The sequence below is a fragment of the Pseudomonas sp. IPO3747 genome, assembly GCF_013385245.1.
In the GTDB taxonomy this organism is placed as follows: Bacteria; Pseudomonadota; Gammaproteobacteria; order Pseudomonadales; family Pseudomonadaceae; genus Aquipseudomonas; species Aquipseudomonas edaphica.
This window is the reverse complement of the sequence record NZ_JACAQL010000018.1, coordinates 135734-146879: the sequence shown is the minus strand read 5'-3', so window position 1 is coordinate 146879 and position 11146 is coordinate 135734. Positions and strand designations below refer to the sequence as shown.

15 protein-coding genes are annotated in these 11146 nt (G+C 56.8%); 6 read left to right on the top strand and 9 right to left on the bottom strand.

Annotated features, from left to right (window positions below):
* Window positions 1-237: 237 nt before the first annotated feature.
* The 4 genes from HX790_RS21090 to HX790_RS21075 all read right to left on the bottom strand — a co-directional run bounded on the left by HX790_RS21090 (window position 238) and on the right by HX790_RS21075 (window position 2751).
* Complete coding sequence (locus HX790_RS21090) at window positions 238-741, bottom strand: GNAT family N-acetyltransferase (RefSeq protein WP_176992080.1); 504 nt, start codon at window positions 739-741, stop codon at window positions 238-240.
* Window positions 742-761: 20 nt separating this feature from the next.
* Complete coding sequence (locus HX790_RS21085; RefSeq protein ID WP_176992079.1) at window positions 762-1301, bottom strand: hypothetical protein; 540 nt, start codon at window positions 1299-1301, stop codon at window positions 762-764.
* A gap of 65 nt (window positions 1302-1366) precedes the next feature.
* The gene (locus tag HX790_RS21080) at window positions 1367-2311 is read right to left on the bottom strand and encodes an alpha/beta hydrolase (protein ID WP_176992078.1); all 945 of its coding nucleotides are present in this window, start codon (window positions 2309-2311) and stop codon (window positions 1367-1369) included.
* Complete coding sequence (locus tag HX790_RS21075; RefSeq protein ID WP_017136899.1) at window positions 2311-2751, bottom strand: TspO/MBR family protein; 441 nt, start codon at window positions 2749-2751, stop codon at window positions 2311-2313. Before HX790_RS21075 ends, HX790_RS21080 begins: the two co-directional genes overlap by 1 nt.
* A 195-nt stretch (window positions 2752-2946) precedes the next feature.
* On the opposite strand from HX790_RS21075, the gene chrA reads away from it, so the two are divergent.
* Entirely contained in the window at window positions 2947-4158 is a 1212-nt protein-coding gene (chrA, locus tag HX790_RS21070; RefSeq protein ID WP_176992077.1) for a chromate efflux transporter, read from the top strand.
* On the opposite strand, the gene HX790_RS21065 is transcribed toward chrA, so the two are convergent.
* Entirely contained in the window at window positions 4139-4720 is a 582-nt protein-coding gene (locus HX790_RS21065; RefSeq protein WP_017136897.1) for a nucleotidyltransferase family protein, read from the bottom strand. The two genes, chrA and HX790_RS21065, sit on opposite strands and share 20 nt — an antisense overlap.
* A gap of 124 nt (window positions 4721-4844) precedes the next feature.
* Here HX790_RS21065 and HX790_RS21060 point away from each other — a divergent pair, with 124 nt between their 5' ends.
* Both HX790_RS21060 and HX790_RS21055 read left to right on the top strand, forming a co-directional pair.
* On the top strand, window positions 4845-5450 hold the full coding sequence (locus tag HX790_RS21060; RefSeq protein WP_176992076.1) for a hypothetical protein: 606 nt from the start codon (window positions 4845-4847) through the stop codon (window positions 5448-5450).
* A 547-nt stretch (window positions 5451-5997) separates the two neighbouring features.
* Window positions 5998-6237 carry a DUF6124 family protein gene (locus tag HX790_RS21055; protein WP_176992075.1) on the top strand — a complete coding sequence of 80 codons (240 nt, stop codon included), beginning with the start codon at window positions 5998-6000 and terminating at the stop codon, window positions 6235-6237.
* A 37-nt stretch (window positions 6238-6274) separates the two neighbouring features.
* On the opposite strand, the gene HX790_RS21050 is transcribed toward HX790_RS21055, so the two are convergent.
* Entirely contained in the window at window positions 6275-6574 is a 300-nt protein-coding gene (locus HX790_RS21050; RefSeq protein WP_176992074.1) for a hypothetical protein, read from the bottom strand.
* Between the two features lie 77 nt (window positions 6575-6651).
* Window positions 6652-6885 (bottom strand): hypothetical protein, encoded by a 234-nt coding sequence (locus HX790_RS21045; RefSeq protein WP_176992073.1) that lies wholly within the window; start codon window positions 6883-6885, stop codon window positions 6652-6654.
* A 274-nt stretch (window positions 6886-7159) separates the two neighbouring features.
* Between HX790_RS21045 and HX790_RS21040 the strand changes: the two genes are divergently transcribed.
* Window positions 7160-7882, top strand: coding sequence for an endonuclease NucS domain-containing protein (locus HX790_RS21040; RefSeq protein WP_176992072.1), 723 nt, complete (start codon window positions 7160-7162; stop codon window positions 7880-7882).
* Window positions 7883-8191: 309 nt separating this feature from the next.
* Window positions 8192-8602, top strand: a complete 411-nt coding sequence (locus HX790_RS21035; protein ID WP_176992071.1) for a hypothetical protein — start codon at window positions 8192-8194, stop codon at window positions 8600-8602.
* 137 nt (window positions 8603-8739) lie between these two features.
* On the opposite strand, the gene HX790_RS21030 is transcribed toward HX790_RS21035, so the two are convergent.
* Both HX790_RS21030 and HX790_RS21025 read right to left on the bottom strand, forming a co-directional pair.
* Window positions 8740-9270 carry a hypothetical protein gene (locus HX790_RS21030; protein ID WP_176992070.1) on the bottom strand — a complete coding sequence of 177 codons (531 nt, stop codon included), beginning with the start codon at window positions 9268-9270 and terminating at the stop codon, window positions 8740-8742.
* 52 nt (window positions 9271-9322) lie between these two features.
* Window positions 9323-9763: a PACE efflux transporter gene (locus HX790_RS21025; protein WP_176992069.1), complete on the bottom strand. Its 441-nt coding sequence runs from the start codon at window positions 9761-9763 to the stop codon at window positions 9323-9325.
* A gap of 115 nt (window positions 9764-9878) precedes the next feature.
* On the opposite strand from HX790_RS21025, the gene HX790_RS21020 reads away from it, so the two are divergent.
* Window positions 9879-10769, top strand: coding sequence for a LysR substrate-binding domain-containing protein (locus tag HX790_RS21020; RefSeq protein ID WP_176992068.1), 891 nt, complete (start codon window positions 9879-9881; stop codon window positions 10767-10769).
* Window positions 10770-11146: the final 377 nt, after the last annotated feature.

The following is an 11146-nucleotide window of genomic DNA, read 5'->3' as shown; positions in this document are numbered from 1 at the left end:
TACCTACACAACTTTTAAAGGCATCCCATTTCTCCTGTGGCGAGCAGGCTTGTCCTGCGTTGGGCTGCGAAGCAGCCCCAGTAAAGGCACTGCAATTTTCCTGAAAGTACTCAGCGTCTGGGTTTGGGGCCGCTTCGCAGCCCAACGCAGGGCAAGCCTGCTCGCCACAACAGCCCACTTGCGACAGACTTCTAACCGTTCTATGGCTATCGCAGGCAAGCCAGCTCCCACCTTGACCTATAAATACCGCTGCATATGCGTGGTCTGCCACACCGGGTCGGCTTCGACGTCGATCACCTCAAACCCCTGCCGCCGCCAAAAATCAATCGCACCCGGCAAAAACGGATGGGTGTGCAGGTAAACCACCTCTACACCATGCGCCTGTGCCTGTGCCTTAGCCTCCAATGCGCGATACAACTCCCCTGCCAAACCAAAACGGCGAAACGCCGGCAGCACGAACAGGCGCACAACCTCGACGACTTTGCGGCCCTGGTAACTCAACTGCGGGAAGCGCCCGTCATATGGCAGATAGCCGACGGCAGCTATGATCTGACCTTCAACACAAGCCAGCAGAAACTGGCTGTCACCCTTTAGGTAAACGGCCTCAAATCGCGCCAAGTCATCCGGCAGGCCCGTGGCGCTGAGCTTGGGGAAAAGCTCGGCACGGGCCTGCAGAACAAAGGCCAGCACCTGCGGAAGGTCGGCGGCCGTCACCGTCCGAATGGTCGGGCTTTGTGCCATACAATCTCGATCGCTCAGTGTCACTTGGTATGCACGTAGCACAAAGCAGAGCCCTTCACGCCCGACGCATGGACGCTGACATGCCGCGTGGAAAAACCTGGCTTCTCGACGAACTGCTTCTCTTGCCAACTCGCGTAGATGCCGTACTGATAACCGATGGCGCCATTGGCATACCACGACACGGCCATCTTATACACGCCCTTCTCATCCGGGGCCTCCCACAGCGTCTTGTCGAGGACCGGCTTCGCCTGGTTGAACGTGCGCAGGTGGAACGTGCGCGGCCCGCCGTTGGGCTCGGTCGAACTGGACAGAAACAGCGTGTCGTCTTCGGCATCGTCTTCGGCAGCCGCCAGAATCACTGCCGGCACCCACTTCTCGCCCCGGTACTCTTTTTCGATGAACACCGTGCAGCTCAACGTGCCGTCACCTGGGGTCTTCATTTTGAATTGCCGCTCGTACTGCCCGTAGGGCACATCAAACGAGAAGTTGTATTCGGCGGCTTGAACACCTGCCACCAGCAAAAATGCCGATAGCCCTACAACTGCATGGGAAATGGTCACGTGTGCGTCCTTGCGAGAATCTGGAAATCAGGGTGTCAGAGGTTACGCGGGGTGCAGGTGAATGGCTAACCACTACAAGCGAGTACCGACTGGATCCTCGCCGATATCCACCGCCGACTGTGAGCAAGAACGTCATCCGCCATCGCCACCGGAAAATGAATAAACCCATGGGCCGATTCCGGTAACAGATGGGCTTGTACCTCTGCCACTATGCCCCAGCGCTCGGCAATCAGCAGGGTGTCGTCTTTGAGCGGGTCCAGCTCCCCAACAAACATCAACGCAGGTGGCAGCCCTGTAAAGTCGCCAAACAACGGTGACAACGGCGGCTGCCGACGTTGCTCATCACTCAAGCCCGGCGTGAGCATACGCAGCGCTTCGACCATTCCTGGTCCGTCCAGCAACAACGTCTGCGGCCCCGCCGTGCGCACGCTCGGTGTGCCGGTCAAGTCGTATACGCCGTAGTACAGCACCGCGCCGTTTACACGTTTGAGCAGGTCCGGCCATTGCTTAAGCGCCAGCAAGGTTGCGGCCGCCAGATGCCCACCGGCCGACTCACCCACAACGAACACTGGCAAGCCTGCAAACTCATCACTGCTGAGCAGCCAGCGCGCTGCATTCAGGCAGTCCTCCATCAACCCCTCAACCGGCGTGTCCACCGCCAGCCGATAATCCACCGACACCACTGCCACGCCGCACGCCTGCACCATGCCCAGGTTGAGGTCGTCATCCATCTGTGCATTGCCGATCACCCAACCGCCGCCGTGGATATCCAGCACCACGCCGTTGGTTTTCCCCTCGGGCCGCAGGATGCGCACGGGCACACCGGCCACTCGGCGGGTTTCAGCCGCAGGCGCTTTCTTGACCTTTTGACTGACCCGCAACAGCGCCTGGATCAAACGCGGCGTGACGCGATTGCGGATTTTAAAACGCGGCAGCCAGGCCAGCTTTTTATTGAACTGGCGCATCTGGACTAATTCAGCCTCGCTCGCGGGCCAGCGTTTATGAGCCATCAGCGGTTATTACGCAAAATCGAGAAATTCAACGCCGCCGCTACGCTCAGCCACGCCAGGTAAGGGAACAGGATCAAGCCGGTGATCAAGTCCAACCGCAACGCCATCACCACCAACGCCGCCACCACCAGCCACAGCAGCACAATCACCACCATCCCGGCCACGATGTTATGCGCGCCGAAAAACACCGGCGTCCACAGCGTGTTCAGCGCAATCTGCGCCGCCCACAGGCCGAGGGCCAATTGGCTGCCGGGAATCATCGTCAGGCGATAACCCGCCCAGGCGAGCAGCAGGTAGATGACGGTCCAGGCCACCGGAAACAGCCAATTGGGTGGAGTGAAGCCGGGCTTGACCAGGGTTTCGTACCACTGGCCAGGCTTGAAAATGATGCCGGTACTGGCGGCGGCGCCGCAGGCGATGAGGAAAATAAGGAAGATCATGGGCTGTCCTGGGCTGAAATCAGCGGTGATGGGTGGGAGGCCTTGTTCCCTGCCATTTCAATGACTCAAACACACGGGCATAAATTCCATCCAGCGCGGCAATTTGCACAAACCAGCGCCTCTTCTTCGCGTCATCAAAATCGACTAGGGTGCCTCTACGCCTTAATCCGTTTGCCGTCATTGGGATGCTGCGCCTTGAACCTCTCCACTGTTGACCACCGCGCCAGCCCCTGGTCGGTATTCCTGATTTTTCTGCGCCTTGGGCTCACGTCATTCGGTGGTCCGGTGGCGCATCTGGGTTACTTTCGCGACGAGTTCGTCACCCGGCGGCGCTGGCTGAGTGAGCGCACTTATGCGGACCTTGTAGCACTGTGCCAATTCCTCCCCGGCCCGGCCAGCAGCCAGGTGGGCATTGCGCTGGGTCTGTCACGGGCGGGCTACGGCGGCGCGCTGGCGGCGTGGCTGGGGTTTACCCTGCCGTCGGCCGTGGTGCTGATCCTGTTTGCAATGGGTATTGCCCAACACAGCGCGGCCATCCCGTCCGGCGTGCTGCACGGCCTTAAAGTCGTGGCGGTCGCCGTCGTCGCGCAAGCCGTGTGGGGCATGGCGCGCAACCTGTGCACCGACGCAACGCGCATCACTGTGATGCTGATCGCCGCCTGCATAGCCCTGCTGCAAACCTCGGCCTGGGGCCAGGTGGGTGTTATAGCCGCAGCGGCACTGGCCGGCCTGCTCTGGCTCAATACCCCGCCGCCGACCACCCACGACGCGCTGCCCATCACCCTCAGCCGTCGAACCGGGGCAATGTGGCTGGCGTTGTTCCTGATATTACTGGCGGGCCTGCCGCTGCTGGCGCAGTTCACAACCCGCCAAGACGTGGCCATGATCGACGCGTTCTACCGCACCGGTGCACTCGTGTTCGGTGGCGGCCACGTGGTACTGCCGCTATTGCAAGCGGAGGTCGTGCCGACACTCTGGGTGAGCAACGACGTATTCCTGGCCGGCTACGGGGCGGCGCAAGCCATGCCCGGTCCCCTGTTCACCTTCGCCGCATTCCTTGGCGCGTCGATGCAACAGCCCCCCACCGGTTGGCCTGGCGGTTTGCTCTGCCTGCTGGCGATCTTTGCGCCCTCGTTTTTGCTGGTGATGGGCGCAATGCCCTTCTGGGAAAGCCTGCGCCGCAGCCCGCGCACCCAAGCGGCTCTCGCGGGCGTGAATGCTGCAGTGGTTGGCCTGTTGCTGGCAGCGCTGTACCAACCGGTGTGGACCAGCGCCATCTTCAGCGCCCGGGACTTCGGTCTGGCCCTGATTGCCCTGGTGGCGTTGATGGTGTGGAAATTACCCCCGTGGCTGGTGGTGCTGGGCAGCGCCGGGGTCGGATGGCTGCTCAGCCTCGGCCCGGCATAACCTCAGGCGCCACGATCGTGAGCCAAGGCCAGCGCGCCTGATAACTGCGGGCCTTGGCGGCGAACAACTCAGGCTCGCGGTGCAGCGGGTTAATGCGCAACACGCCCTGCTCCACATCCGCCAACCCATAGGGCGCGTACACTTCGCCGGTGTCGATCTCCAGCCCGATGCAGGTGCCGGCCACCAGGTAACGGTCCACGCCCTGTTTAGCCGAGTGCAGCTGCGGATAAGGCCGACCAAAGCGCTCGCTGTACCAAAGGTGCACCCGCGCCTGGTTCTTGACCTCGACGTTAACGCCCAAATCCTCAAACAACCGCTCGGCGGCGCGGATCACTTTGTCCTCCGCTTCGTAGGACAGATCCGTGTCGAAGTAAAAGACGTCGTAGTCCTTTACGCCCTGAGCCGCAGGCAAGTTTGACTGATGGTTCCATACGGCCTGGAACAGGCAGCCCGCCGTGAGCATGCACTGCTCTACGCCGAGGTCGGGCAGGCGTGCGGTGATTTCGGCGTTGATGGGGTTGGCCATGGCCAGCTCGAGCAGGGTGTTGACGGTCAATGTCATGTTTAATCCTTGTGTGTTCAGGGTGGCTCAAGTCACCGAACCTACACGACGGCGGGGAGGGTTTCGTGACAGCAATGTTTCTATACACTTTGCCCGCCCGCCACCAATCGTCAAGGATAAAACGATGCGAATCAGAGAAATGGCCCTCATCACCGCCGCCGCTTTGCTGCTCACCGCCTGCAGCGACAGCCCGTCGGACACCGACATTCAAGCCGCGCTGCAACCCAGGCTCGAAGGCGCGTCCTGCGTGAAGGCGGCGATGTTCAACCGCTTCCCGGTGACCTTGAGTGACGGCGTCATGAGCGGCACCTCCAGCGCCAACCAGCCGGCCTTCGACGCCCTGACCGACGCCGGCCTGCTGGCCAAAAGCGCCAACACCTACAGCCTCACCGACAACGGCCGCGCCGCCTATGTGCAGCAAGAGTCCGGGTTCTGCTACGCCCAGGGCTATGAAATCGCCAAGATCCAGAACATCGCCGCCAACCCCAACCCGATGGGCGCCGCCGTGGATAAATCCTGGGTGGTGACCGTGGACATCCGCCAGAAAACCATCGCCGACTGGGCCAACACCCCGGCGATTGAAAAACTGGCCCGCAACCCGGAAAACCTCTCCGAAGTGCCCAAGACCTACACCGTGGTGGTGGGCCGCTTGAAGGGTGAGCAAACGCTGAAGCTGATCGACCCACGGTTTTCGATCATGCGTGGGGTTGGGGTGAACCAGGCGTTCTAAGTGGTGAGCACTACTGTTGTGGAAAGCGGGTTCGTTGTGGCGAGCAGGCTTGTTGTGGAAAGCAGGCTTGTTGTGGCGAGCAGGCTTGCCCTGCGCTGGAGTGCGCAGCGCTCCCAACCCAGCCACCGCGGTCCAAAAGGGAAACCCGTTCGCCGCTTTTGGGGCCGCTTCGCAGCCCAACGCAGGGCAAGCCTGCTCGCCACAAGGGAGTGTGCAAACCACAGGGAATGGTGAACAAGCCCTGCACCACCTTGCTCCATTGCCTACGCGTGCGTCAGAATCCGCCGGCTTGTGTGCTGAGGTGGCCGTCTCTAAGGTGGCTCGGTCGCTGAATGTTCAGTGATCGGGTTTAGTAGCCCACGGTTTAACCTAACAGGTGCACAAGCTTCATCCGTCAGACATTGCGTCTGTGCTTGATGGTGGCTGTGCGTAGGGCGTCCTCGGACGCGCCGGTTTTGTTAGGTTCCACCGGTCTACTAACCTGCGTACAGCTACCGCCTTTTCGTTTAGTAGCGATGGGGTTGTAGCCCAAGCAAGGAACTTAACAATGGCTAATGACACAACAGACTCAACCACCCTCTTCACCGTCGTCCCCGACGCCAGCACCGAAACCCTCATCACCAACAGCTACGAAACCTTCGCCTCGGTCAGCACATTACTGCTCGACCTGTCCGAAGACCTGTGCGGCAAACACCGCGACATCGCCCTCGCCATCCACCAACTAAGCGAACTGGGCGTGCTGCTCACGGCCAAATTGCTCGACCGTGAAGCGCCTTGCCCTGGCTGATAAACAGCCCAAGGCAGCGCCGCTGATGGCGCTGCCTTCAATTAGCGCCAGGGTAGTGATCCACATACTGAATAGTAAAATCCGGGTAGTGATCAACAATCTGGATCTTGTAGTCGGGGTAGTGATCGACCGTTTTCCACTTGCCGGCTGAATCAGGGTAGTGATCCACCTTCTGCACCTTGAGGTCCGGGTAGTGATCGACCACCTGAACCTTGTAGTCCGGGTAGTGATCGACGAACTGAATGTTGCCGTAAATCTTCGACACATCAACGCTCGTGCCCGCTTGAGCGCCGAAGGCACAGGTCAGCAGCAGTGACGCAACAGCAACTTTAAACATGACAGCCTCATCCTGAGAAATAAAAGGCGCCCAGTCTAACGCCCTGCGCGCGCGCAACTTCCTGTAGTGCCGGGTTCTTAACCCTTCAACTCACCCGCACGGTTACTCGCCGCATCGTCATAAGCCACATACAAGGATTCGGCAATCTGGCTCTTGATGGCTTTGGCGGCCTCTAGGCCCAAGACAAAACCTTCGGCTTTGCCGCCAGCGCGGTTGAGTTCTTCGTGGGTGGAGGCGCCGGTGATGACGTCAAGGAGCTTGATGGCGTGAGGGCCGACGCCTTTGGGGAGGGAGATTTGGTCGATGGACATGGCGATACCTTGATAAAAAAATGATCGGGAGCGCATGGACCACTGCCGGGGGGTGTCATGGTAGACCGGTTAGCAGGGAAAGGGGGTGGTTTCGGCCAGAAGCACACGCTTAGCCGACCAGCTTCCGTCCGGAGAACAGCACGAGAGTAACCATGATCACCTGACAGCTGCGCGTTGCTACCGGTGGCGATAGGCGAGCAATGTCGCCACATTGGTATTCTCATCCCTACAAGCTAATCTGCCAGTCTTAGCCATCAGTCATGGACGCCCCTAGATGCAGCCACCCAAGAAATACTCTGTTGTTTTGGTCGATTCAGATGGTAGGCACACGCTCTACCCGATGAAAGAATGGTGCCGTCAGAATCCCAATGAAGCACCACCTATCGATCCAAATACGAATTCTCAGCAGCTTCGTCGTGCATTCATTCGAATGGGATGGGTAACTGAAGAAACTGAAACACAGGTTCTGGTCCTTCATCCCGGTACACCTAAAACAGCTATCCAATCCATCGAAGACGAAGATCTGGCTCTTGGAGACGAAGACACGCCAGATTCAGATCGAGAGACAGTTTTTGAACTGGAATGGCAGCTACGCGACTTCATATCTCACAACATCGAATCACTGAAATTGGAAGGTAAATCCCTTCGCCTCTATGTCGACCCTCAAGGTCGTGATGGAGTTGAATATCCCACCGAAGTTGGACCAATCGACATACTCGCACTTGATTCAGATGACGCGTTCGTGATTTTTGAACTGAAACGTGGACGTGTGGCAGATCGTGCCATCGGTCAGATCAGCCGCTACATGGGCTGGATCAAGAAGAACCTTGCGCACGGGAAGATGGTGAAGGGCGTCATCGTTGCGAAATCCATCAGCTCAAACCTACGTCACGCTATCGTGGCAGTGCCTAATGTCTCGCTTTTCGAGTATGAAGTAGCGTTCAGCCTGAACCAAATCCTTGAAGCAGATGGACCAAGTCAGAAATATGAGGAGTGAATAGCCCCAACTTTCGTAGACCCATCATTTGAACGCTGCTGGCCGCTTCCCGACATACACGAAGGGCTGAAATCGGCCAAAAGCAGTCGCTCACTGTCCAAGAAATCCGGAGCGATTCACGTTGAATGGTTAGCGGGTCGAGATAAAGTGGCATGCTCCGGATGCGAACGCTGCCATGAATCATGTAGGGTCGAACTCGGGAGCTGGATGGACCGCGCAAATAAAAATAGGAAATAAATTGCTGGGTCAAGACGGCGTGCTTTACCGGAGGCCTTCGAATACAACGCATATACCTGTGGATTTCTAAGCATGAAAAATGTTGAATATTATGCGTCGCTGCCAGATTTCATTACCAAGGAGGAACTTGAAACGGCGTTTGCAGAGTTGTTGGATGAGTTCGAACCTGAAAAAAACGGCAGCGCGGAGCTTATAAAGTCATTGGTGCAATTGAGTGAACGACAGTGGCATACCTATAGTTTGTTAGACGATAGTCTCAGAGAGCGAATTGAACATTGCTTGTTGTCTTTATGGAATGGTCATGATCTGGAGCAGGCTGAAGAGGTTATTAGCATTATGGCGAGCTTAGGGCTTGAAGCGATCAATACTTTCCTAGCCTCTCGCTCGCCTAAAGACGTGTCACCGGAGGTGTTTAATGAGATTTCACTCGCGTTATCCGAGTTGGGTAGCTCTGTATCAGATCCGTATATTGGGATGCGCTAATTAGCGGCGACATAGTTGCGAATAATTGCCTGAATCGCCCCTAGTTTCGTAGACACGCCGAGTGACCGCTTCTGGCCGGTTGCTGCCTGTCATGAGGGCCGCAATTGGCCAAACGCGTACGTTTAAATCGATAGGGGTCATTCTGCAACGTAGACAAGAGCCGGCTGGAGGCAAGTGAGCGGCGGTGCCGAATCAAGCATGTCGATAGATTCACACCATGGATAGCTGCGACCTTGAAGCCAATCCATTATTTTGCGCACATGCTGAGAAGGGAGCTCCAACATGTGTTCGATAACAATGGACAGTTGAATGGCCAGGCCGCTTTGTGGTGAAAAGACCCAATGATATTCTCCGCAACCTACGCGTAACTCTCCAGTCGCTTTTGTTGACATGCCAACCAGCCATTTGCACTTATGAACATTTGCTTCGGGCTTTGGAGGGTCACCGAAGCAGAATGTATAAATGTTCTCATACTGCTGGCTAAAGCCGCGTACCAGTACTTCAGCAATATCTTCGCGCCCCTGGACGTTGGGAGGAAATCGGATGCTGCTCGTCTGCACTAACACGTTAAGAGTTGCGTCTAGACTGAAAGCATGCCGCAACAAGTCAGGCCGATTTCCGTCCTTGCCGAAGATGTAGTTCTCAATCGTTTTGGTGGTATTTTTCATGTTCAAATCCTAGTACTGCTAATAGGTTCGGCTAATCGGGATTCCGGGCGGATTATGGGTTAACCGAGACCTCTCCTTTCGCGGACTTTGGTACATCAAACACCCTATCGAAGACCCACTGAAACGCCAGCGCGTAAAAGAAGAAGAAAACGAACAGCCCCAGATCGGTGACCAATGCAGCCCACCAAGAAATCTCCAGCCACCATGCCACCAGTGGCACCAACAGTAGAACTAGCCCACCCTCAAAACCCAGTGAGTGGAGCATGCGCCTGCCCAGCGTGCGAGCACGCTGCGGCTGATGCGCTTCCCAGAATTCAAAAACGTAGTTAAACAGCACGTTCCACAGCAGCGCGCATACAGACAACATCAACGACAGCGCACCCGCATGGGCCAGACCTTCGTCGTAAATCAACGAGATACCGGGCGACAGCACCGCAACAGCGATTGATTCATAGAGGATGGCTTGAAGAATTTTTCGCGAAGGTCCTTGCATGGTGTTTTCCGAAGGTTGAGTAGATCGAATACCCGCCACGGTATCGCTCCGTACACACCAGGAAAAATGAGATAAATTGAATACTCATTAATTCAATTCATCTAGGGAACGATGCGTGTTTTCGACTCTTCCGCTTAACGCGTTGCGCACCTTCGAGGCGGCTGCGCGACTGGGTAGCTTTAAAGCGGCGGCAGAGGAACTCTCTGTCACCCCCGCAGCCATTTCCCACCAGGTCAAGACGTTGGAAACCTGCGTCGGAGCGAAGCTGTTCAAACGATCTGGACAAGGTGTGGCATTAATCGAAGAGGGCGAGTTGCTATATCGCCAGGCTCATCGCGCATTATTAGACATTCGCCGCAGTCTGGAGGCCTTCTATCCGGACGCTGCTCCCCAAACCCTGACCATTTCCACTACGCCGGGCTTGGCCGCAGCCTGGCTGATTCCGCGGCTGGGTGGTTTCTATCGGAGCTTTCCGCAATTCAATGTGCGGGTCGATACACGTAACGAACTAGTCGATCTGCTGCGTGACTCTAGTTTCGATCTTGCTATTCGCTCGGTCAGCCGCGATGACCCGAAGCTGTTTTGTCAGGAGCTAATGAACGAGCAGTTCTCGGTTTACGGCGCCCCCGGTCTGGTGGCCTCGCTGAACGTAAATCAGATCGAACTGATCAACCTACGCTGGAAAATTCCGGGAGCATTTTCAATAAACTGGGAAAGCTGGTGCGCGGCCGCAGAATGCCAGGCCTGGCTTGAAACCGCGCAGATGCGTGAGTTCGACGATGAGCATTTTGCTTTGAGTGCTGCAATTGCGGGTCATGGGCTGGTGCTGGCAAGCAATGTACTGGTAGCCGACAGCCTCAGGTATGGAGAGTTAGTGGCCTATAGACCAGAAGTAAGCCTGCTTGGTCCGCGTTACGTTGCGGTGTGCGTGCCAGGGTGGGAGCGGCAAGTGCATGTGAGCGCGTTCCTGATGTGGCTGGCAGATGCTGCTCTACAGGATGGATGACGATACTCGTTTGCTGCCCCTTACGACAGGTAGCAATCGACCCATTGCTGCCGTTCAAGAAAGGTAGCTAACCGCCAAAAGCAGCCTCTTAAATGAGTCTACGATACTCGTGGCGATTCAGTTTTTACGAGTGCGAAACCCACTACCTGGTATTACAAAAGGCCCAATCAAGGGCCGATGGTGCGCAGCGTTCATTTCCAAGGTTCGAGATGTTATTCGTGACTAAGCGATTAGGAGAGTCAAACCCGCTACCCCAAAAATCAGACTTGAGAAAATCGCAACTCTGAAACACTTCAGGTAAGGACTGTAATGGGAGCTCTCAATCTTCTCGAACTCTGCGTGTCCAATACTACCGTCGTTGCTCACGTACAGGGCGG